The following is a 21,716-nucleotide window of genomic DNA, read 5'->3' on the forward strand; positions in this document are numbered from 1 at the left end:
GGTTGAGAGGGGTCTAACACGGTCGGTCTGCGCCAACAGCCGATAGCGGCTCTGGTCCCTCACCCCGACACCTGTAAACATACAAGCGGCTCTAAATACCTACGCGTTCATGCCCGGGCTGCCTGCGGCATACTCGGCAGCTCGCTTTTCGCCCTCCGCAGCATGACCGACTTGCCCTTCTCCCAAGCCTGTGAAAACAACCGAGAGCCGATCCTGGCCGTGCTGCGCGATGCAATGGCGGAACGGCGCCATGTATTGGAGATCGGCTCCGGTACGGGCCAGCACAGCGTGTACTTTGCGCCCCAGTTGCCGCAGCTGGTATGGCAAACCAGCGATCTGCCCGCACACCATGCCGGTATCCAGGCCTGGCATGCCGCGCATCCGGCTCCCAATCTGCGCGCGCCGCTGCCACTGGATCTGAACAACGCACAGTGGCCCCAGACAGCAGACGGCGCCTTTGACGCGGTGTTCACGGCCAACACCTTGCACATCATGGCATGGCCCCTGGTGGAGCGGCTGGTGGCACTCGTGGGCGCGCACCTGCCAGGTGGTGGAATCTTTGCCGTCTACGGCCCCTTCAACTACGCAGGCCAGTTCACCAGCGCCAGCAACCGTGCCTTCGACGCCTGGTTACGCCAACGCGATGCGCAAAGCGGCATCCGCCATTTTGAGGATGTGCTGGCGCTCGCTCAACACCACGGCCTGCAGTTGCTGCAAGACCATGCAATGCCAGCCAACAACCGCACGCTGGTGTTTCAGCGTCAGGGCGAATGATGACCATACCAGACGATCTGCAGCGCTGGCAAGCGCTCTGCCAGCAACTGGCTGCGCAGGAGACGGGCCAGGATGCCGCCCATGACACCTCGCACCTGCAGCGCGTGTGGGGAAATGCACAGCTGCTGCTGCAACACTATCCGCAGGCCGATGCCTTGGTGGTACTGACAGCCTGCTATTTGCATGACGTGGTGAACCTCCCCAAGAACCATCCAGACCGCCCGCAGGCATCATGCATGGCCGCTGAGCGGGCTACCACCCTGCTGCTCGCCCAGGGCTTTCCCGCACAGAAGCTGGAGCTCGTGGCCCATGCCATTGCGGCCCACAGCTTTTCTGCCCGCATCGCACCACGCACCCTGGAAGCCCGAATCGTGCAGGATGCCGACCGGCTCGATGCCCTGGGGCCCGTGGGCCTGGCGCGCATGTTCCATATCGGAGGCCAATTGGGCCGCACGCTGGCGCATGCAACAGATCCGCTTGCCACAGAGCGCACCCTTGACGACCAACAGTTCACGCTGGACCATATCGCCGCCAAGCTGCTGCAGTTACCTCCCACCATGCAGACCGAAGCGGGCAGGCAGGAGGCAGAGCGGCGCGCGCAGTGGATTACCGATTTTCGCCAGGCATTCGTGCAGCAATGGAACGCAGCACCAATCGCCCAGGCACAAAGCTGATCTGCGCGCCAAAGCACCAGCCCGTCGTCCATCGCCTGAAAAGCAAAAGGCCTGCATCACCGTGCAGGCCTTTCTTCATCAGGCAGCGGCGCTTACTTCTTCAGGCACTCGCTCATGAAAGCCTTGCGCTCGTCACCCTTCTTGCCGGTGGCGTCCACATTGCAGGCCTTCATGCGTTCCTGCTGGCGCTTGCGGCCGTCAGACAGGCAGCTGGACATGAACTTCTTGCGGTCGTCGCCCTTGAGTTCCTTGGTCTTGGCTTCGGTGTTGCAAGTGCCCATCAGCTGCTGCTGCGCAGTAGGCGCCTTGTCGGCCGCCAAGGCAAACTGGGATGCCAGCGCGATACCGGCGAGAACGATGAGTTTTTTCATGGAATACGCTCTTTTAAAAACTACGCCGAAGACCAGCGCAGGCGCATTTCGGCACAAGTTGCACGCCCTGTCAATGGGCCGCAAGCATGGCATTCACCAAGAACTACATTTTGCGAGAATTTTTTCGCCACAGACATAAAAAAGCAGCCACGCAGGCTGCTTGCTCCATGAATGTGCTGCCCTTGGCTCAGTCAACCAGGCCCACGTAGACGTGCTGCACATCATCATCGTTTTCGAGGCCAGCCAGGAAGGCCTGCACTTCCTCCTGCGCCTCGGCAGACAGGCCACCCATGCTGACAGGGTTCTTGGCCTTGTAGCCCAGCTTGGCGGACAGTACCTTGATGCCCTGCTCAGGCAGCGCCTTGCTCACGGTGTCCAGGTCGGTCGGCTCGGTGATGAACAGGGTTACGCCCTCTTCCTCGCCCGCCTCGAAATCCTGCGCGCCCGCTTCAATGGCAGCCAGCTCCACGTCAGCGCCGTTCTCGGCTTCGCCTTCAATCATGCCGACATGGTCAAAATCCCAGGCGACGGCCGTCAGCTGCCCCTTGCGGAAGCACACACGCATATTGGGTGCGGTGCGATTGGGGTTGTCTGTCAGGCATTCGACCATTACCGGCACGCGATGCGGTGCGTATCCTTCGAACAGCACGGTCGAGTAATTGACCGCGTCCGCCCCGGCGCCCGAACCCTTTTTGATGGCACGCTCCAGCGTATCCTTGGGCATGGAGGCCTTGCGAGCCGCTTCCACTGCCATGCGCAGACGCGAGTTGCTGGCCGGGTCTCCACCTCCCAGGCGTGCCGCCACGGTGATTTCCTTGACCAGTTTGCCGAAGAGTTTGCCTTTGGCATCAGCGACCAGCGCCTTGCCCTTTGCTTTCCATTGCGCGCCCATGGCTGCGAGTTCCTTGTTGTTGGTTTGGCAGCGCGAGAGCTGCGGATGGCGCGCCTTCCAGCCGAAGACGCTCCCATTTGACGAAGGCAAATTTATACACCCGCGCCCATTGTCCTGCTTGCACAACAGCCAGAGGCTGAGTCAGGATTATGGGTCAAAGCAACAGCTATTCTGCATCGAATCATTTTAGGATTTTTGCACTACAGTGCTATAAATTAATAGACTTATAGCTATCATTTTTGATATTCATATCCCAAGGCACAATGCAGGCATGGCTGTCTTGCAAAATCTGTGGGGGTGGATCAGACAACAGCGCGCGCCCTTGCTGTGCTCGGTAGCGGGGCTGGTGCTGTCTTTTGTTTTTCTGGGCCTGCCCGGTTTTGCCAGCTATTGGCCGGCGGAACAGCTGTTCCGCCTTGCGGGCGATGCAGCCCTGCTCGATCGCATCCAGGGCGACAAGCTGTGGCCGGTGCTCATCTCGGCCAGCTTCCTGCAGGCACTGCTGATCACCCCCGTCCACTGTCTGCTGCGCCGCTGGCAGCCTGCTTTGCCGCCCACCTTGCATGTGGCAGCCACAGCCTTGCTGGTGCTCGCGGTCAGCATTGTCGCCACATCGGTGATGCTGTTGGCCCAGGTTGATGCATAGGTACCCGGGCGTGCCTACAATCTGCGGCACCTTGTAGACGGACAGCACGCACGGCCATGCCTACCCCCACCTCTCCCATTGGCGTTTTTGACAGCGGCATCGGCGGCCTGAGCGTGCTGCAGGCCCTGCGTGAAGTGCTGCCCGGCGAGCGCTTTGTGTACCTGGCCGACAGCGGCAATGCCCCGTACGGCGAGCGTGGAGATGCCTTTGTGCAGGCGCGCAGCGCCCGCATCACCGATTGGATGCGCAGCCAGCACGATGTGAAGGCTTTGGTCATCGCCTGCAACACTGCCACGGCAGCGGCCATTGACGGCCTGCGCGACGGCAATCCCGGCCTGCCCATCATCGGTGTAGAACCTGCGCTCAAACCCGCAGCCCAGCACAGCAAAACCCATAAGGTGGGGGTGATCGCCACGCACGGCACGGTAGGCAGCGCCCGCTTTGCTGCGCTGCAGGCTGCCCATTCGGCGAATACGCAATTCGTGGTACAGGCTTGTGCAGGCCTTGCACGGGCCATTGAAGACAGTACCCTGCCCGGCATTTCAGCCCCCAAAAACGCTGCACAAATAAGAGCGCTTTGCACCCAATACACAAACGCCATGGGCGCGTTTGGCACCGAACCTGACCAGATCGATACCCTGGTGCTGGGCTGCACGCATTACATATTCGCAGCCGATACCCTGCGCAGTCTCGTCGGCCCCGGCATCGCCCTGATCGATACGGGCACCCCCGTGGCGCGGCGCACATACAGCCTGCTGCATGCCACCGGCATGCTGCGCAAGCAGAGCGCGGGCGCGGCTAAGGAGGCCTGCCACCTCTTCACAACGGGCGATGTCTCCGCTCTGCGCCATGCAGCCAGTCAATGGCTGGGTTTACCGGCAACATGCGCCCGTTCAGCGGCCATTGACTGAATCGTCGCTGTCCCTGGCATCTTTCCACAACCGCTTGCCACCAGCATCCAGCCAGGTCAGATACAGTCGCGTCTCCAGCTCCAGTTGGTGGTAGGCCGGCTCCATGTACTCGCACAGTTGGTAGAACGCCTTGTTGTGATCGGTTTCGCGCAGATGAGCCAGCTCGTGCACGGCAATCATCCGCAGGAACGGCTCAGGCGCGTGCTTGAACAGGCTGCCAATGCGAATCTCATGCCGCGACTGGGTTTTGCCGCCATGGTTCTTTCCGCTGCGCATATGGATACCCAGCGCCTGGTACACCAGCTGCAGTTTGCTGTCGTAGACCACCTTGGCCAGCGGCGCGGCATTGCGCATGTACTCGGTCTTCAAGCCGGTCACATAGCCATGCAAGGCCTTGTCCGAGCGCATCTGGTGCGCCTCTGGGTGGCGCTGCAACAACCAATCGCCCAGCCTGCCCGATTGCACCAGGCCCATCGCCTGCTGCTGCAGACTGGGCGGATAGGCTTGCAGATAGGGCAATGGAACAGAAGCAGTCATGGCTGGAAAGCAGCCAAGGCAGCACATGGCTGCCTTGGTCAGAGAAATAAAACTACAAGATGGATAGCTGTCAGCGCCCATCCATCAGACGCCAACACCCTATTCAATGCAGATGACGTGGACGGCGGCCACCGCCGTGCCCGCCCGAGCCACCTGCACCGCGCGGAGGCTTGCCGATCTCCAGCGAATCGACCAGGGCATCAAACCGCTGGCTGAACAGCTTGTCGATCTCGCCCACAACGCCTTGCAGCTCGCTCGCATCAAAGTGGCGCTCCATCATGTTCACCACGTCCTGCACCAGCATGTCGCGCTGCACCTGCATGATGGCCGCGGGCGTCGGGCCGACGAACAGCATCATGAAGTCATCGCGCGACTCTGCACTGCGGTCCTGGTCTTCGTCATCAAACTCGGCGTCGTAGAACGTGACCTCGATGGCCGCACCCTGCTCGGCCAGCTCATTGAGGTTCATGCACATGTCATCGAGCGCCTGGCGAAAATCGTCGTCGCCGCGCACCGTCCAGCACATCTGCAGGATGTGGTCCTTGGGCTCGAACAGAATGCCTGGCTCTTCCTCATAGGCGCTTTCAGCGCCATCGACCAGTGACTTGGCACCCGCATACTGCCACAGGGGCTTCAAGGCCTCCTGCAACTGGTCGAAGCCGACATCGGCCCGCAGCAACACCTGGCCGTGGACATGAATCTCAAAGGGTGGGTTGTAACTGGGCATGTTCTGTACCTTCCTCAATCGGAGCCGCCGCTTGCGCCTGCTGCTCCACACTAGATGACACGGCACGCCGCATCGCCGTTGCGCAAGCCGCCCACCCGAGCGGCACTGCATCCACACTATCAGGCATTGTGCCCGTTTTGTCGATGACAGCCGAAGAAAAAGCCAACAGGGCAGGCCTGTTGGCTTCGCTTGACTGGTGCCTCGGGCCGGGATCGAACCGGCACGCCACTTTCGCGGCACGGGATTTTAAGTCCCGGGTGTCTACCAATTTCACCACCGAGGCAGCACATCCGCTTATTCTAGCGGGGCAAACCCTGCAGTTTGGCGATTTGTGGGCCGACAACAAAAAAGGAAGCCGAGGCTTCCTTCTTGTCGTGTTGGAGCGGGAAAACGGTCTCGAACCGTCGACCTCAACCTTGGCAAGGTTGCGCTCTACCAACTGAGCTATTCCCGCATTGCCAGCATGATCTGCATCACGCCAGCATTGAAAACTGGAGCGGGAAAACGGTCTCGAACCGTCGACCTCAACCTTGGCAAGGTTGCGCTCTACCAACTGAGCTATTCCCGCATTGCCGGCATGATCTGCATCACACCAGCTTTGAAACTGGAGCGGGAAAACGGTCTCGAACCGTCGACCTCAACCTTGGCAAGGTTGCGCTCTACCAACTGAGCTATTCCCGCAAAAATGTTCGTTTTCCACGAACCCAAAACATACTGACAAGCATCTTCTGGAGGCGCGAACCAGAGTCGAACTGGTCTAACCGGATTTGCAATCCGGGGCATAACCGCTTTGCTATCGCGCCTTGGATTGTTTGCACCGCTGGCATACCAGCACTGCGAATCTGGAGCGGGAAAACGGTCTCGAACCGTCGACCTCAACCTTGGCAAGGTTGCGCTCTACCAACTGAGCTATTCCCGCGTGTATCCGTTTTATCGGAAGACAGCGATTATATACCGTCTTCGCAATGGAATGCATTGTATCGCACTTTTTTTGGCGTTTTGGCGAAACAGCCCCGTTTTATTCGCACGGGGCTGTTCGCTTTTCCATCAGTGCTTCACTGCCCGGCTGCGGCGAGCGGGCTCTGCCTTCGCGGCGGTCGCGGCCACTGCTACAGCAGGCACAACAGGCGTATCTGCTGCGGCCTCATCGGTCAGCGGCGCGGGCTTGGCCTCCAGGGCAATGTCAAGCACCTTGTCGATCCAGCGCACGGGCACGATTTCCAACGCGCTCTTGACGTTGTCGGGAATCTCGGCAAGGTCTTTGACGTTCTCTTCGGGGATCAGCACCGTCTTGATGCCGCCGCGCAGCGCCGCCAGCAGCTTTTCTTTCAGGCCGCCAATCGCCGTCACTTCGCCACGCAGCGTGATTTCGCCCGTCATGGCCACATCGGCGCGCACAGGAATGCCGCTGAGGGCCGATACCAGCGCCGTCGTCATCGCCGCACCTGCGCTCGGGCCATCCTTGGGAGTGGCGCCATCCGGCACGTGGATGTGGATATCGCGCTTTTCAAACACGTCATCACGGATACCCAGTGAACGGGCACGGCTGCGCACCACGGTGCGGGCAGCCTCCACCGATTCCTTCATCACATCGCCCAGCGAACCAGTACGATTGATGACGCCCTTGCCGGGCATGGCTGCAGCTTCAATGGTCAGCAGATCGCCGCCCACTTCCGTCCAGGCAAGGCCCACCACCTGACCGACCTGGTTCTTCTGCTCGGCGTGGCCATAGGTGAACTTGCGCACGCCCAGATAATCGGGCAGATTATCGGCCGTCACCAGCACCGGGGCCTGCACTTTGCCCAGCTGGATGTTCTTGACCACCTTGCGGCAGATCTTGGAGAGTTCACGCTCCAGCGAGCGTACACCGGCTTCGCGGGTGTAGTAGCGCACGATGTCGCGCACGGCATCTTCGCGCAGTTCCAGCTCGCCATCCTTGACGCCGTTGTTCTCGATCTGCTTGGGCAGCAGGTAGCGCATGGCGATATTGGTTTTCTCGTCTTCGGTATAACCCGACAGACGAATCACTTCCATGCGGTCCAGCAGAGCCGGTGGAATGTTCATGGAGTTGGAGGTCGCCACGAACATCACATCGCTCAGATCGAAGTCGACTTCGACATAGTGATCGCCGAACTTGCTGTTCTGCTCAGGATCCAGCACCTCCAGCAAGGCACTCGATGGGTCGCCTCGGAAATCCATGCCCAGCTTGTCGATTTCATCCAGCAGGAACAGCGGGTTGCGGGTACCGACCTTGGTCAGGCTCTGCAGCACCTTGCCCGGCATGGCGCCGATGTAGGTGCGGCGGTGGCCGCGGATCTCGGCCTCGTCACGCATGCCGCCCAGCGCCATGCGCACATACTTGCGGCCCGTGGCCTTGGCAATCGACTGGCCCAGCGAGGTCTTGCCCACGCCAGGGGGCCCCACCAGGCACAGGATGGGCGCCTTGACCTTGTCCACGCGCTGCTGCACAGCAAGATACTCAAGAATGCGGTCCTTGACCTTTTCGAGGCCATAGTGGTCGGCATTGAGCACTTCTTCGGCGGCCACCAGGTCCTTTTTGACCTTGGTTTTCTTGCTCCAAGGCAGGTTTGTCAAGGTTTCGAGGAAGTTGCGCACCACCGAAGCCTCTGCCGACATGGGCGACATCAGCTTGAGCTTCTTCAGCTCCGCCTCAGCCTTCTTGCGCGCTTCCTGCGGCATCTTGGCCAGCTGGATCTTCTTTTCCAGCTCTTCCAGATCAGCACCGTCCTCGCCCTCGCCCAGTTCCTTCTGGATGGCCTTGACCTGTTCATTCAGATAGAAATCGCGCTGGCTCTTTTCCATCTGCTTTTTGACCCGCCCACGGATCTTCTTGTCGACATTGAGGATGTCGACTTCGCGCTCCAGCTGGTCATACAGGTTTTCCAGCCGGTCCTGCACGTTCTGCAGCTCCAGCACGGCCTGCTTGTTTTCCAGCTTGAGCGGCAGGTGCGCTGCAATGGTGTCGGCCAGACGCCCCGCGTCCTCCAGACCGGCAATCGAGGTCAGGATCTCGGAGGGAATCTTCTTGTTGAGCTTGACGTACTGATCAAACTGCTGCATCACGGCGCGGCGCAATGCCTCGATCTCGCTGGCCTTCTCGGCCGCATCGCCAGGCTCCACGGGAGCGACCTTGGCGGTGAAATATTCTTCGCCTTCTGCGATTTCAACCACCTGGGCACGCTGCACGCCTTCGACCAGCACCTTGACCGTACCGTCGGGCAGCTTGAGCATCTGCAAGATGGTGGAGACGCAGCCCACATCGAACATGTCTGCGACCGAAGGATCATCCTTGGCGGCCGTCTTCTGCGCCACCAGCATGATCTTGCGGTCGGCCTCCATGGCCGTCTCCAGCGCCTTGATGCTCTTGGGGCGGCCCACGAAAAGCGGGATCACCATGTGCGGAAACACCACAACATCCCGAAGCGGGAGCATGGGCAATTCCGAGGGGAAAGTGGTGAGGGATTGGGTATCGGACATGAAAATCCTTTTAAAACTTTTACGAAGATGCTTCGCAAAAGCAATTTTTCAACCCTGCGGCTTTCGAAAAACCACGGGTAGGAGCTGAGAGGGCCCCGCACAAGCACCCACAGCCTGCCAAAGGGCAGAGCCTGCAAACGCAGGCTCATCAAAAACAATAGCTACTGGCGGGCACCAGATGTGCGCAAGTGCCATCAGGCCTTCTTGGCCGCTTCCCGATAAACCAGCAGGGGCGGCTTTCCTTCGTTGATGGTTGCTTCCTCAACAACAACCTTGGCGACATTGTCGGTCGTTGGCAGATCGAACATGGTGGTCATCAGCGATTGCTCCAGAATGGAGCGCAGGCCACGGGCGCCCGTCTTGCGCGCCAGCGCCTTCTTGGCGATGGCCGTCAGCGCGTCGGGGCGCACTTCCAGCTCCACCCCTTCCATGCCCAGAAGCTTGTTGTATTGCTTGACCAAGGCGTTCTTGGGCTGGGTCAGGATCTGCACCAGAGCGTCTTCCGACAGCTCGGCGAGAGCCGTCACCACCGGCAGGCGGCCCACCAGCTCGGGGATGATTCCGAACTTGATCAGGTCCTCAGGCTCGATGTCGCGGAAAGCCTCCGAGATGGAGCGCTGCTGCTTGCTCTTGACCGTGGCGCTGAAACCGATGCCGGATGCTTCGGAACGGTTCTCGATCACCTTCTCCAGGCCCGCGAACGCACCGCCGCAGATGAACAGGATATTGGTAGTGTCTACCTGCAGAAAATCCTGGTTCGGGTGCTTGCGACCGCCTTGCGGAGGAATCGAGGCCATCGTGCCTTCGATCAGCTTGAGCAGCGCCTGCTGCACACCTTCGCCGGACACGTCACGGGTGATCGACGGGTTGTCAGCCTTGCGGGTGATCTTGTCGATTTCGTCGATATAGACGATGCCGCGCTGGGCACGTTCCACATCGTAGTTGCAGCTTTGCAGCAGCTTCTGCACGATGTTTTCCACATCCTCGCCCACATAACCGGCTTCGGTCAACGTGGTGGCATCGGCCATCACAAATGGAACGTTCAACTGGCGCGCCAGCGTCTGGGCAAGCAGGGTCTTGCCAGAGCCGGTCGGGCCGATCAAGAGGATATTGCTCTTGGCCAGCTCCACCTCGTCCTTGCCAGCCTTGTCCTTGTGGAGCAGACGCTTGTAGTGGTTGTACACGGCCACGGCCAAGGTGCGCTTTGCCGCGTCTTGCCCGATCACATAATTGTCCAGATTGGCCTTGATGTCCGCTGGCGTTGGCAGGTCATTGCCCTTGAGCTTTTCCCCCTCCTTGCCTTCTGCAGCCACTTCGTCACGCACGATGTCGTTGCACAGGTTGATGCACTCATCGCAGATGAACACGGAAGGGCCTGCAATGAGTTTTTTGACCTCATGCTGGCTTTTTCCGCAGAACGAGCAGTACAGGGTTTTTTCGCTGGATGAGCCTTTTTTCTCGGCCATGGGGGCAATGCCTTCGATCAAATCTATATGGAAACAATGATAACCAACTACAAAGCGGCCTCAACCGGGTAGGGTTGAGGCCGCCTTCACCGGTTTGATCCTGCTTATGGGCGCTTTTCTACCACAGTATCAATCAGACCGTACTCATGCGCTTCGTTCGCAGTCATGAAATAGTCGCGCTCGGTGTCGTTCTTGACCTTCTCGTAGCTCTGACCCGTGCGGTCGGCCAGGATGCGGTTCATCTGCTCCTTGGTGCGGATGATGTCACGGGCATGAATTTCGATATCCGTTGCCTGGCCACGCGCGCCGCCCAGCACCTGGTGGATCATGATCTTGGAATTGGGCAATGAATAGCGCTTGCCCTTCTCACCCGCAGCCAGCAGGAACGCACCCATGCTGGCAGCAAAGCCCAGGCACATGGTAGAGACCTGCGGCTTGATGAACTGCATGGTGTCATAGATGGCCATGCCGGCCGTCACGCTGCCGCCTGGCGAATTGATGTAAAGCGAGATGTCCTTGTCAGGATTCTCACTCTCCAGAAACAGCAGCTGGGCAACCACGAGGTTGGCCGTCTGGTCATTCACTTCACCGACCAGGAAAATCACGCGATCCTTGAGCAGACGCGAATAAATATCAAACGAGCGCTCTCCACGGCCCGATTGCTCGATCACCATCGGGATCAAACCCAAGTTCTGAATATCTTGTGCGCTCATTGAATCTCCATTGAGGATAGGTGGAAGCTAGCTTCAAATTCCATATGAATGGGCTAACTGTACCCCAAGAAAATGGGGCCTGTGCCCAAAAGCACAAGCCCCTGCATTGGTAGGCAGACAAACAGGGTGAGCCAGCGCGGCAATGCCCTGTGTGCGACAACCTATCAGGCCTGCTGGCCCATCAATTCGTCGAACGACACCTTCTTGTCGGTGACCTTGGCCTTGCCCAGCACGAAATCCGTCACATTGTTTTCAATCACAACGGCTTCGACTTCGGCCAGACGCTGGCGATCACCAAAGTACCAACGCACCACGTCTTCAGGCTTTTCGTAGCTCGAAGCCAGATCGTCCACATGGGCCTTGATCTGCTCGGGGGTGGCTTCCAGCTTGTTGGCCTTGACCAACTCAGCCACCACCAGGCCCAGGCGCACGCGGCGCTCGGCTTGCGGCAGGAACACATCTGCAGGGATTTCTGCCTTGTCAGCATCCTTGATGCCGCGCTGCTTGAGCTCGGCACGGGCGCCTTCGAGCAGACGGCCGACTTCGGCGTCGATGCTGGCCTTTGGCAGATCCAGTTCAGCCTTGGACACCAGGGCTTCCATCACGGCTTGCTTGTTGCGCGACTGAACGCGGAACTTCACTTCACGCTCCAGGTTCTTCTTGATGTCGGCACGCAGGCCTTCGACGGAGCCGTCAGCAATGCCCAGGGTCTTGGCAAAGGCTTCGGTCACTTCAGGCAGGTTCGCAGCTTCCACCTTCTTGACGGTCACCAGGAAATCGGCGGTCTTGCCTGCCACTTCCTTGCCGTGGTAGTCCTCAGGGAACGCCAGAGGGAAAGTCTTGGACTCACCCGTCTTCATGCCACGCACTGCGTCTTCGAATTCCTTGAGCATCTGGCCTTCGCCGATCAGGAACTGGAAGCCTTCAGCCTTGCCGCCGGCAAAGGGTTCGCCGTCGATCTTGCCTTCGAAGTCCACGGTCACGCGGTCGCCGTCCACAGCGGCTGCGTCAGCGGGGCGCTGAGCAAACGTGCGACGCTGCTTACGCAGGATATCGATGGTCTTGTCGATGGCAGCATCGTCCACATCGGCGGTCAGCTTTTCCACTTCTGCAGTGGCCAGGTCACCGATCTTGACTTCAGGGAACACTTCAAACACGGCGTCGAATGCCAGTTCGCCCTCGGGAGCACCTTCCTTTTCGGTGATCTTGGGCTGACCCGCCACGCGCAGTTCTGCTTCGTTGGCAGCCTTGGCAAACGCCTCGCCTACCTTTTCGTTCAGCACTTCGTACTGGACGGAATAGCCATAGCGCTGCGCCACCACATTCATTGGCACCTTGCCTGGGCGGAAGCCGTCCATCTTCACGGTACGAGCCAGGCGCTTCAAGCGGCTGTCCACTTCGGTCTGCACCGAAGCCAGGGGCAAGCTCAGCGAGATCTTGCGCTCGAGCTTCTCAAGGGTTTCAACATTCACTGCCATGGTAATTCCTAGTTGGGCACGAACCCTGCTGGCAACAACACCGGTGCAGTGCACCGACGCTGTCTCGTACCTGGGTTCCATCGAAGCGGCGCCCGAGCGGCAAATTTGCCATCAACACGCCAAAAATCAATGGCTTATAGCGCAAGCAGCACAAATACCCTGGGTATGGCAACGCCTGGCGCAGTAAGCCGAAACCGAGCATTATATATAACTGCCGTCCCGTAGCCGCAATTTACAGGAAAGTGCGAACCACACTGGCAAACGCACTGCAGCATGCCTGCATGCATGCATCTGCCAGCGGGCAGGCACCTCAACGCATGGGGCCGGTCTGCTCCAGCACCAGCCAGGCAGCACGGATGAATTCGTCATCCGGCGCGCTGGCCTGCAATGCATGCAGGCGCTCGTAGCACTTCTTCCAGGTGGGCTGACTGATCTGGGAGCCATAGGCCTGGGATTTGAAATCGGGTGAGAGAATCCATGCCACCAAAAGGCGCGGGGCTGTCTGGGGGTCAAGCACGATGGATAGCATCGCGTCGGCCCGCGCCGTACCGCTCTCGGCCAGCATCAGATTGGCCTTCGCCGACAGCCACAGTTGCAGGTTGCGAACCACCAGGCTCCCAAGGCCGGGCTGCAAGCGCAGCACAACCCCCTGCCACCTGTCCAGAAAGCCATGCACGGCCTGGAGTTCCTCTGCATCCAGCTTCTGCAGAATGGAAGGCCTGCCCCATATTTCCACAAGCTTGACCCGGCTGGGCACCATCTCGCCCTGCAGCAGCAGCTTCATGATCTCCATCCGCCAGGGCTTGCTGGCACGCGGGTACAGCAGCGCCAGACTGCGGTGGAACAAAGGCTCGGCCAGCTGTTTCTTTTCCCAGGCATGCACCAGCACCGGCACATTCTGGTCGGCACTCCCTGTGCCCATCAAGACCCGGATGGCATCAGGCTTCAATACCTCGTCTGCGCCCTCCACTGTTTTCTGCATTTCGGCACGCAAGGACAACAGGGTGCCGGAATCGCGCACCTCATCCAGCAGATCGCGCATCTGTTGCAGCAACATGAGTTTCTCGGTCACTGTACGGGATTCTTGAAAGCGCTCCGTCAGATCACGCAGGGTGCGCGCCGAGGCCTCCTGGCTTTCTGGACTGGAGCTGACCGGTTCAGGGGACAGCAAGGCATCCAGCGTTTGCGCATGGGTTTGCAGCGCCGCCAGCAATACCCCATAGAGCGCCGCTTGCAGGATTTTTGTCATTACAGATATCTATTGCTGCATGGAGAACCTGTTTACGATGTTTGAACAGATTCTGAGGACGGAACCAGTAACAAATCATGCCAGCAAGTTGGCGCTTGTCAATCCAGAGACACACAGGAAAGCCCGATTTCTGAAAGGCTTTTTTCTGCCATTCATCGCTCATACGCGGATGCAATCAGAAAACAAAAAGCCGACTTCCAGTGAAAGCCGGCCTTCAAACAATGCATGCGCCCTTCCTCTGGAAGGACTGCTATCAAATTGGTGCGCGGGGGGGGACTCGAACCCCCACAGTGTTGCCACCGTCAGGACCTAAACCTGGTGCGTCTACCAATTTCGCCACCCGCGCGGTCCGGGTCATGGCAGGCGCCATATCCCGTTCAGGTCAATCCGTGATTCTACATGCAAGACCTGTGCCTTCTGGCCCGTTCTGTGCAAAAAAGCGCTGCATCTGCCCGTAACCTGGTGACTAGACCGCCGCGGACAGCGGGGTGCTGCTGTGCTCCTTCTTCACGCGGAACCATGCGGCATACATGGCAGGCAGCGCCAGCAGTGTCAGCACCGTGGCAACAATCAGGCCGCCCATGATGGCAACCGCCATGGGGCCCCAGAAGATGCTGCGCGAGAGCGGAATCATCGCCAGCACCGCGGCAGCTGCCGTCAGCGCAATCGGGCGCAGGCGGTGCGTAGCGGCTTCGACGATGGCATCAAAGGTGGACAGCCCCGCTGCATGGTTGGCCTCGATCTGGTCGATCAGGATGACGGAGTTGCGCTGGATCATGCCCATGAGCGCAATCACGCCCAAAAGCGCAACAAAGCCGAAGGGGCGATTGAGCAGCAGCAGCGCTGCCGTGACCCCCGAGATGCCCAGAAAACCGGTGAGGTAGACCAGCACCGAGCGGCTGAAGCTGTGCAGCTGCAGCATCAGCAGGGTAAAGACGATGAACACCATGATCGGCATACCCGCCATGATCGAGTCCGAACCCTTGGCGCTCTCCTCCACCGCTCCTGCGATTTCGATGCGGTATTGGTTCAGCCCCTTGGCTGTCCAGCCTTCCTGCAGCTTCTGCAGATCGGGCCAGAGCTTCTGCGTCACCGTCGGCCCCTGCAGTCCGGCCACCACATCGCCCTGCACCGTGATGGAGTACTCGCGCCCCTGCCGCCACAGAATGCCCGGCTCCCATACGAAGGTGGGTTTGGCGATCTGCGAGAGCGGAATCGCCCGGCCGCTGCTGGACGTCACGTAGGCATTGCCCACGTCGGTGACCGCCTTGCGCTCGTCTACGGGCTGGCGCAGCACCATGTCGATCAGCTTGTCGCCTTCGCGGTACTGGCCGATGGTGTTGCCCGACAGCTGGGTCCGCGTGGCCTGGGCAATGTCCTGATTGCTCACGCCCAGGGCGCGGGCCTTGCTCTGGTCTACCTCCAGCCGCAGCACCTTGATGGCCTCATTCCAGTTGTCGTTCACGCCACGCATGTCTGGCGATGCTTCCAGCTTCGCGCGCACTTCGTTGGCCAGCTCACGCAGCAGCTTGGGGTCTTGCCCCATGACGCGGAACTGCACGGGATACGGCACAGGCGGCCCGCTGGGCAGCAGCTTCACGCGCGCCCGCACCTCAGGAAACTCCTGCGCCAGCAAAGTAGGCAGTTGTTTCATCAACCGGTCGCGCTCGGCCAGATTGGTGGGCAGCAGTATCAACTGCGATACGTTGGACTGCGGGAAGATCTGGTCGAGCGGCAGATAAAAACGCGGCACGCCCGAGCCGATCCAGGAGGTGACGGACTCCATGCCCGGCTGCTCCTGCATGCGCTTTTCGATGCGCTGGGTCACCTGTTCATTCGCAGCTACGCTGGCACCCTCGGGCAACCACACGTCCAGCAGGATTTCGGTGCGGTTCGAATCGGGGAAGAACTGCTGCTGTACTTTCGACATGCCAAACAGGCCCAGCGCGAACACCAGCAATGTCGCGCCAATGGTCAGCCAGCGGTGCTCCACGCACCAGCCCACGGTACGGCGAAAGCGGTTGTAGAAAGGCGTGTCAAACATTTCGTGGTGACCAGCGTCTCCGCTCTCGGGTGCATGCCTGGGCTTTTTGAGAAACACCGTCCCCAGGTACGGCACGAAGTACACCGATGCCACCCAGCTGATGACCAGCGCAATCACCGTTACCGCAAAGATGGCGAAGGTGTATTCACCGGTGGTGGATTTGGCGATACCAATGGGCATGAAGCCCGCAGCGGTGATCAGGGTGCCGGTCAGCATCGGTTTGGCCGTGATGTCATAAGCCGCCGTGGCTGCGCTCACCTTGTCGTAGCCTTCTTCCAGCTTGCGCACCATCATCTCCACGGCAATGATGGCGTCATCCACCAGCAGGCCCAGCGCAATGATCAGCGACCCCAGCGATACCTTGTGCAAGCCAATGCCCCAGTACCACATGGCCAGGAAGGTGGCCGCCAGCACCAGCGGAATGGTGATGCCCACCACCAGCCCCGGGCGCGGATCGACGGAGACACGGCGCCACAGTGGTTCCTTGCCCTTGCGGATGTGAAGCCCCAGGCTCAAAAAGCTCACCGCCAGCACGATGACCACCGCCTCGATCAGGGTCTGCACAAATTCATTGACCGAGGTGGCCACGGCCTTAGGCTGGTCCTGCACATTTGCGAGGCTCATGCCAGCTGGCAGGGTGGGAGCGATTTTGTCCACGGCCGCACGCAGGTTCTTGCCCAGCGCAATCACGTCGCCGCCCCTGCGCATCGAGATACCCAGCGCCACCGTGGGCCGCCCCTGGTAGTGCACCTTGGTTTTGGCCGGATCGATGTAGCCGCGGTAGATATCAGCAATATCGCCCAGCTTGAGCTGCACGCCCGCAGGCCCCCGGATGGGCATGGCCTTGACGTCTTCCAGCCGCGTGAATTCGCCCGTCACTTCAACCTGCACGCGGTCTGAACTGGCCTGCACCTCTCCGCCGCTTTGCACGGCGTTCTGCTGGCCGAGCTGGCCAATCACCTGGTTCATGTCGAGGCCCAGCTGGGCCAGCTTGGTGCGCGAGATTTCGATGAACAGCTTCTCATCCTGCACGCCAAACAATTCCACCTTGGCCACGTCCTTGACGCGCAGCAAGCTCTGGCGCACGCTGTCGGCGTACTCCTTGAGCTCGGCGTAGCTGTAGCCGTCGCCCTGCAGCGCATAGATCACGCCATACACATCGCCAAAATCGTCGTTGAAGAACGGCCCCAGCACGCCTTGCGGCAGGGTGGCTCGCATGTCACCCACTTTTTTTCGCACCGTGAGCCAGGTTTGCAGCACGTCGCCCGGCTTGGTGTCTTCGCGCAGGTTCAGGATGATCAGCATCTCACCCGGTTTGGAGTAGCTGACGATCTTGTCGGCGTTGGGGACGTCCTGCAGGGTGCGCTCGATCTTGTCGGTCACCTGCTCGGCCACCTGCTGCGCCGTGGCGCCCGGCCATGCGGCGGACACCACCATGGCGCGGAAGGTGAACGGTGGGTCTTCGTCCTGCCCCAGCTGGAAATAGGCACCCAGGCCCAGCACCAGCAACACGATGAGCAGGTAGCGTGTGAGCGGAATATGCTGTAGCGCCCAGCGCGACAGGTTGAAGCCTTTGGTGTCCAGGTGCTTTTCCTGGTCGCCCTGCAGCGGCGTGCCTGGTGTTGCGTTGTCTTGCATGGCCACCTCTTACTTGGCCGCCGCAGGCGATGCGTCACCAGAAGCACCGGAAACTACAGAATTAGTAGCATCTGGCGCCTTGCTGTCTTGCGCGGGAGCGTATTTTGATTGAAACACGGTCACTTTTTGCCCGGCATTGAGCACATGCACACCGGCAATCACCACCTGCTGGCCCGGCTGCAGGCCGCTTTGGATGACGGCATCGTTGCCGTCCATGCGTGCCACCTTCACCGGCTGCGGCTGCACGGCCGAAGTCGCCGGGTCAAACACCCAGACGTTGCTGACACCTGCCTTGTCCCACAGCGCCGCCAACGGCAGCTTGATGACGCCTGCATCCTGCGTTGCACCCGCCTGAGCGCCCTGCGGAATGACGGTGACGGTTGCTCCCAGCTTGGGGAGCACATCGGTGTCCGCCGCGTCGAGCGATGCCTTGATCTGGTAAGTGCGCGTGGCGGCATCGGCGCTGGCCGCCACTTCGCGGATGTGCGCGCCCAGCGTCTGTCCATCGGGCCACACCAGAACCTGCGCCGGCTGCCCCACTTTGAACTGGGCAATGCGGTCTTCAGGTACGGCAAATACAGCGTCGCGTGCGCCGTCCTTGGCAATGCGCAGCACCGGGCTGCCTGCGGCCACCACTTGGCCAGGCTCTACATTGACCGCCGTCACGACGCCTGCCACATCGGATACCAGCCGCGTATAGCCGGTCTGATTGCCCTGCGCAGCGGCATTGGCCTTGGCCTGGTCCAGCTGGGCCTGCGCCGATTTGAGCGATGCCGCATGGCGCTCCATCTCGGCCGCGCTGATGAAATTCTTGTCGCGCAGCTCCTTGAAACGGTGGTAATTGGCAGCGGCCAGATCGCGCTGCGTCACCGCCGCCTGCACCTGCGCCTGGGCGCCCTGCGCAGCCAGTGCGTAATCCGCGCCATCAAGCTGTGCCAGCAACTGGCCGGGCTTCACCGCCTGGCCCAGCTCCACGTTGCGGCTGAGTACCTTGCCCGCCACCCGAAAACCGAGCTGCGCTTCGGTCCGCGCACGGATATCGCCCGCAAATTCGGGCTTGGCCACCAAAGGTGCAGCGCCCACCGTCTGCAGCTTGACGGCACGGATCGGCTCCGGCGGAGGTTCCTTCTTGGAGCAGGCCGCTATCAAAATGACAGCTGCCAGTGCAATAGCAGCGCGCGCAGGGCGCTTGAAAAGAGCTTGAGACATGGTGGTGAGCCAGAAAGAGGAAGACAGATCGCCGCAGCCGCCCATGTTGATTTCACAGACTCGCCCGGCAGTCATTTAATGACCAATGGGTCATTAATCTAGGGTTTTCATCCTCTGCTGTCAATCGGCTAGCATCCCGGCTGTGAACGAATCTCCCTCTCCATCCAGCCCTGCCGCCCCCCGGCCCATTGCCGCTGCGGCGCCCGCCGTCACGCACTACGAGAACTTTCCGGTTGCCTCGTGGCTGTGCCCGCCTGCCCTGCGCGCCCCCATTGCAGCCATCTACCACTTTGCCCGCACTGCGGATGACATTGCCGACGAAGGCGATGCCAACGCCGCCCAACGCATTGCTCAATTGCAGGCCTACCGCGAAGAACTGGCCCACATTGCCCAAGGCCACGCGCCAGCACCGCAGTGGCAAGGCGTATTTGCGCCGTTGCAAGCTGCCATCGCCCAGTGGCAGCTGCCGGTGCAACTGCTGGACGATCTGCTCGACGCCTTCATGCAGGACATCGGCAAAACCGAGAACACCCACACCTATGCAAACCGGGCGGAGCTGCTGGATTACTGCCGCCGCTCGGCCAATCCGGTAGGGCGCCTGCTGCTGCATCTGTATGGCGTGCAGGACGCCACATCGCTGGCGCAGAGCGACGCCATCTGCAGCGCACTGCAACTGATCAATTTCTGGCAGGACCTGAGCGTGGACATTCCGCGCGGGCGTTACTACCTCACCGACGCTGACCGCGCACAACACGGTGTCAGCCTGGTCGCCATGCAGCAACGCCAGGACAGCCTGGCACTGCGCCAGCTGGTCATGCAGCAGGCAAGCTGGGCCCGCGAACTGATGAACAGCGGCGCTCCACTGGTGCACCGCATCCCCGGGCGCGCTGGCTGGGAGTTGCGCCTGGTGGTGCAAGGCGGCCTGCGCATTCTGGACAAGGTCGAGGCCTTGCAAGGACGCAGCCTGTGGGAGAGGCGCACCATCGGCAAGGCAGATGTGCCGCGCATGCTCTGGCGCAGCCTGTGGATGTAGACCTTTGCCCTGCAGCCCATAAAAGAGGCCGAACCCGCAAAGGTTCGGCCTGAAAAGGGGTTCAGAACCCCCGAGGAGAGTGCCTACAAAATGTGGTGCAGCAAGAAACGCTTCAGCCCAACTGTACCGGCACGAAAATCTTCTGCCCGTTGCGCTCGATCAACAAGGCCACCGATTTGTCGGATTGCGCCACTTGTTTACGCAGTTCGTCAATTCCCGTCACCGCTGCGCCATTGACGGACAGCACCACGTCCCCAGGCTGCACCCCTGCCAGGGCCGCGGGGCCAGCGGCCTGCTCCACGATCAGACCGTTCTTGCTGCCGCTCGCCTGCTTTTCCTGCGGCGTGAGCTCGCGCAGCGCCAGGCCCAGCTTGCCTTTGCCCACCTTGTCATTGCTGGCCACCTGCTCGCCCTTGCCTGTGTTGCCACCCAGGGTCGCCTGCACCGTGGTCTGCTTGCCCTGGCGCCATACCTGCAGGCGGGCCTCCGCGCCCGGCCGTGCAGTGGCTATGGCAGCAGGCAGATCATTGGAAGAGACGATGGCCTGGCCGTTGTAGCCGGTGATCACATCGCCAGGCTGCAAGCCAGCCTTGTCTGCGGGGCCGTCCTTTTCCACGCTGGCCACCAGCGCACCTTCGGGCTTGGGCAGCTTGAAGGAATCGGCAAAGGCCTGGTTCACCTCCTGAATCACGACGCCCAACCGCGCGTGGTTCACCTTGCCGTGCTCCACAATCTGGTCCTTGATGTTGACCGCCAGGTCGATCGGGATCGCAAACGACAGGCCCTGGTAGCCGCCGCTCTTGCTGTAGATCTGCGAATTGATACCCACCACCTCGCCTCGGGTGTTCAAAAGCGGGCCTCCCGAATTTCCGGGATTGACGGCCACATCGGTCTGGATGAAGGGAACAGCGCTGTCATCGGGCAAGGCGCGTCCCTTGGCGCTGACCACTCCGGCCGTCACCGAATTCTCGAAACCGAAGGGCGAACCAATGGCCAGTACCCATTCGCCCTGCTGAACAGCCTTGGAGTCACCCAGCCGCGCCACCGGCAAGTCCTTGGCATCGATCTTGATGACGGCGATGTCGGTCTTGGGATCGGTGCCCAGCACCTTGGCCTTGAATTCACGGCGGTCGGTGAGCTTGACAGTCACTGTTTTGGCACCCTTGACCACGTGCGCGTTGGTCAGGATCGTGCCATCGGGGCTGATGATGAAGCCCGAGCCTTCGCCTGCCGTTGGCACTTCCTGCGGAATCTGGCGGCCAAAGCCACGCATGCCTTGCTGCGGAACCGCAAAGCCAAACTGCCTGAAGAACTGCTGCATCGGATCGCCCGGGTCCATCTGCTGGCCACGATTGGCCGAAGGGGCCGTGTCGCTGTCATCTCCATCATCCTCGTCGTTGCCGACCTTGCGCGTACCTCGCACACTGATATTGACCACGGATGGCCCCGCCTGTGCCGTAATGGCAGCGAAATTGGGCACACTGACCGCGGGCGCCATGGTGCCTGCAGCCTGTGCCACGACTGCAGGCACTGCCTGCGCATTCGCACTCCACTGCATATGCTGTACGGCCGTAGCGCCCACGCCGCCCAGAACACCTGCCGCCAGCAAGGCGGCAACCAGCCTTTTGGAACCCAGTTGAAAAGAAGGGGTGGACATTTTTTGAACTCCTCTGACGCATTCAGTCTGTCGATGGCGCTACTGTGCCAGCGCAGACTTAGAGGAAGCTTAGGCTGGCTTTGCAGTGCAGAGGATGGCAGTGGCGGTTGCCCGGCCTGCAGCAATGCCCCGGCATGGATGCAGACAGGCGAATCGGCCAGGCATAAAGCGATCAAAAAAAGTAGCTAAATGCAGATAC

General features: G+C 60.5%; 17 protein-coding genes and 7 tRNA genes. 5 read left to right on the forward strand and 19 right to left on the reverse strand.

Going from position 1 to position 21,716, the window contains the following annotated elements; all coding sequences use genetic code 11:
* Positions 1–162: 162 nt before the first annotated feature.
* Positions 163–774, forward strand: a complete 612-nt coding sequence (locus HNP33_RS08880; RefSeq protein WP_184707477.1) for a DUF938 domain-containing protein — start codon at positions 163–165, stop codon at positions 772–774.
* Positions 774–1,448 (forward strand): HD domain-containing protein, encoded by a 675-nt coding sequence (locus HNP33_RS08885; protein WP_184707480.1) that lies wholly within the window; start codon positions 774–776, stop codon positions 1,446–1,448. Before HNP33_RS08880 ends, HNP33_RS08885 begins: the two co-directional genes overlap by 1 nt.
* 92 nt (positions 1,449–1,540) lie before the next feature.
* Here HNP33_RS08885 and HNP33_RS08890 read toward each other — a convergent pair whose 3' ends face one another.
* Both HNP33_RS08890 and HNP33_RS08895 read right to left on the reverse strand, forming a co-directional pair.
* Positions 1,541–1,819 carry a PsiF family protein gene (locus tag HNP33_RS08890; RefSeq protein ID WP_184707482.1) on the reverse strand — a complete coding sequence of 93 codons (279 nt, stop codon included), beginning with the start codon at positions 1,817–1,819 and terminating at the stop codon, positions 1,541–1,543.
* A 187-nt stretch (positions 1,820–2,006) separates the two neighbouring features.
* Positions 2,007–2,711 (reverse strand): YebC/PmpR family DNA-binding transcriptional regulator, encoded by a 705-nt coding sequence (locus tag HNP33_RS08895; RefSeq protein WP_184707718.1) that lies wholly within the window; start codon positions 2,709–2,711, stop codon positions 2,007–2,009.
* 271 nt (positions 2,712–2,982) lie between these two features.
* On the opposite strand from HNP33_RS08895, the gene HNP33_RS08900 reads away from it, so the two are divergent.
* On the forward strand, positions 2,983–3,357 hold the full coding sequence (locus tag HNP33_RS08900) for a hypothetical protein (RefSeq protein ID WP_184707484.1): 375 nt from the start codon (positions 2,983–2,985) through the stop codon (positions 3,355–3,357).
* 56 nt (positions 3,358–3,413) lie between these two features.
* The gene (gene murI / locus HNP33_RS08905) at positions 3,414–4,268 is read left to right on the forward strand and encodes a glutamate racemase (RefSeq protein ID WP_184707486.1); all 855 of its coding nucleotides are present in this window, start codon (positions 3,414–3,416) and stop codon (positions 4,266–4,268) included.
* Here the strand turns inward: murI and HNP33_RS08910 are convergent.
* From HNP33_RS08910 to HNP33_RS08985, 16 genes are all read right to left on the reverse strand, one after another.
* Entirely contained in the window at positions 4,251–4,805 is a 555-nt protein-coding gene (locus HNP33_RS08910) for a YgjP-like metallopeptidase domain-containing protein (RefSeq protein ID WP_184707488.1), read from the reverse strand. The genes murI and HNP33_RS08910 overlap by 18 nt on opposite strands.
* 103 nt (positions 4,806–4,908) lie before the next feature.
* Entirely contained in the window at positions 4,909–5,532 is a 624-nt protein-coding gene (locus HNP33_RS08915; protein WP_184707490.1) for a DUF6806 family protein, read from the reverse strand.
* Positions 5,533–5,726: 194 nt separating this feature from the next.
* Positions 5,727–5,815, reverse strand: a tRNA-Leu gene (locus HNP33_RS08920).
* Between the two features lie 95 nt (positions 5,816–5,910).
* Positions 5,911–5,986: transfer RNA gene (locus tag HNP33_RS08925), tRNA-Gly, on the reverse strand.
* 38 nt (positions 5,987–6,024) lie between these two features.
* Positions 6,025–6,100: transfer RNA gene (locus HNP33_RS08930), tRNA-Gly, on the reverse strand.
* Positions 6,101–6,137: 37 nt separating this feature from the next.
* Positions 6,138–6,213 (reverse strand) — tRNA-Gly (locus HNP33_RS08935).
* 48 nt (positions 6,214–6,261) lie between these two features.
* Positions 6,262–6,335, reverse strand: a tRNA-Cys gene (locus HNP33_RS08940).
* A 40-nt stretch (positions 6,336–6,375) separates the two neighbouring features.
* Positions 6,376–6,451: transfer RNA gene (locus HNP33_RS08945), tRNA-Gly, on the reverse strand.
* Between the two features lie 128 nt (positions 6,452–6,579).
* Positions 6,580–9,030, reverse strand: a complete 2,451-nt coding sequence (lon, locus tag HNP33_RS08950; protein ID WP_184707492.1) for an endopeptidase La — start codon at positions 9,028–9,030, stop codon at positions 6,580–6,582.
* Between the two features lie 194 nt (positions 9,031–9,224).
* A complete protein-coding gene (gene clpX / locus HNP33_RS08955) occupies positions 9,225–10,496 on the reverse strand; it encodes an ATP-dependent Clp protease ATP-binding subunit ClpX (protein WP_184707494.1) in 1,272 nt (423 codons plus the stop codon).
* Positions 10,497–10,600: 104 nt separating this feature from the next.
* Entirely contained in the window at positions 10,601–11,209 is a 609-nt protein-coding gene (gene clpP / locus HNP33_RS08960) for an ATP-dependent Clp endopeptidase proteolytic subunit ClpP (protein ID WP_184707496.1), read from the reverse strand.
* Positions 11,210–11,373: 164 nt separating this feature from the next.
* Entirely contained in the window at positions 11,374–12,687 is a 1,314-nt protein-coding gene (tig, locus tag HNP33_RS08965; RefSeq protein WP_184707498.1) for a trigger factor, read from the reverse strand.
* Positions 12,688–12,997: 310 nt separating this feature from the next.
* Complete coding sequence (locus HNP33_RS08970) at positions 12,998–13,936, reverse strand: hypothetical protein (RefSeq protein WP_184707500.1); 939 nt, start codon at positions 13,934–13,936, stop codon at positions 12,998–13,000.
* 259 nt (positions 13,937–14,195) lie between these two features.
* A tRNA-Leu gene (locus HNP33_RS08975) sits at positions 14,196–14,282 on the reverse strand.
* Positions 14,283–14,402: 120 nt separating this feature from the next.
* Complete coding sequence (locus tag HNP33_RS08980) at positions 14,403–17,618, reverse strand: efflux RND transporter permease subunit (RefSeq protein WP_184707502.1); 3,216 nt, start codon at positions 17,616–17,618, stop codon at positions 14,403–14,405.
* Positions 17,619–17,627: 9 nt separating this feature from the next.
* Positions 17,628–18,827 (reverse strand): efflux RND transporter periplasmic adaptor subunit, encoded by a 1,200-nt coding sequence (locus tag HNP33_RS08985; protein ID WP_184707504.1) that lies wholly within the window; start codon positions 18,825–18,827, stop codon positions 17,628–17,630.
* 142 nt (positions 18,828–18,969) lie between these two features.
* On the opposite strand from HNP33_RS08985, the gene hpnC reads away from it, so the two are divergent.
* Positions 18,970–19,860 (forward strand): squalene synthase HpnC, encoded by an 891-nt coding sequence (hpnC, locus tag HNP33_RS08990; RefSeq protein WP_184707506.1) that lies wholly within the window; start codon positions 18,970–18,972, stop codon positions 19,858–19,860.
* Positions 19,861–19,972: 112 nt separating this feature from the next.
* Here the strand turns inward: hpnC and HNP33_RS08995 are convergent, their stop codons facing one another.
* Positions 19,973–21,517, reverse strand: coding sequence for a DegQ family serine endoprotease (locus HNP33_RS08995; protein WP_184707508.1), 1,545 nt, complete (start codon positions 21,515–21,517; stop codon positions 19,973–19,975).
* Positions 21,518–21,716 lie beyond the last annotated feature (199 nt).

The organism is Comamonas odontotermitis (assembly GCF_014207855.1).
Lineage (GTDB): Bacteria > Pseudomonadota > Gammaproteobacteria > Burkholderiales > Burkholderiaceae_C > Comamonas > Comamonas odontotermitis_A.

Coding starts and splice junctions, on each gene's coding strand:
- lon (WP_184707492.1), bottom strand. CDS start 9,030: ATGTCCGATACCCAATCCCTCACCACTTTCCCCTCGGAATTGCCCATG.
- HNP33_RS08910 (WP_184707488.1), bottom strand. CDS start 4,805: ATGACTGCTTCTGTTCCATTGCCCTATCTGCAAGCCTATCCGCCCAGT.
- clpX (WP_184707494.1), bottom strand. CDS start 10,496: ATGGCCGAGAAAAAAGGCTCATCCAGCGAAAAAACCCTGTACTGCTCG.
- tig (WP_184707498.1), bottom strand. CDS start 12,687: ATGGCAGTGAATGTTGAAACCCTTGAGAAGCTCGAGCGCAAGATCTCG.
- HNP33_RS08985 (WP_184707504.1), bottom strand. CDS start 18,827: ATGTCTCAAGCTCTTTTCAAGCGCCCTGCGCGCGCTGCTATTGCACTG.
- HNP33_RS08995 (WP_184707508.1), bottom strand. CDS start 21,517: ATGTCCACCCCTTCTTTTCAACTGGGTTCCAAAAGGCTGGTTGCCGCC.
- HNP33_RS08895 (WP_184707718.1), bottom strand. CDS start 2,711: ATGGGCGCGCAATGGAAAGCAAAGGGCAAGGCGCTGGTCGCTGATGCC.
- clpP (WP_184707496.1), bottom strand. CDS start 11,209: ATGAGCGCACAAGATATTCAGAACTTGGGTTTGATCCCGATGGTGATC.
- HNP33_RS08890 (WP_184707482.1), bottom strand. CDS start 1,819: ATGAAAAAACTCATCGTTCTCGCCGGTATCGCGCTGGCATCCCAGTTT.
- HNP33_RS08900 (WP_184707484.1), top strand. CDS start 2,983: ATGGCTGTCTTGCAAAATCTGTGGGGGTGGATCAGACAACAGCGCGCG.
- HNP33_RS08885 (WP_184707480.1), top strand. CDS start 774: ATGACCATACCAGACGATCTGCAGCGCTGGCAAGCGCTCTGCCAGCAA.
- HNP33_RS08915 (WP_184707490.1), bottom strand. CDS start 5,532: ATGCCCAGTTACAACCCACCCTTTGAGATTCATGTCCACGGCCAGGTG.
- HNP33_RS08880 (WP_184707477.1), top strand. CDS start 163: ATGACCGACTTGCCCTTCTCCCAAGCCTGTGAAAACAACCGAGAGCCG.
- murI (WP_184707486.1), top strand. CDS start 3,414: ATGCCTACCCCCACCTCTCCCATTGGCGTTTTTGACAGCGGCATCGGC.
- HNP33_RS08980 (WP_184707502.1), bottom strand. CDS start 17,618: ATGCAAGACAACGCAACACCAGGCACGCCGCTGCAGGGCGACCAGGAA.
- HNP33_RS08970 (WP_184707500.1), bottom strand. CDS start 13,936: ATGACAAAAATCCTGCAAGCGGCGCTCTATGGGGTATTGCTGGCGGCG.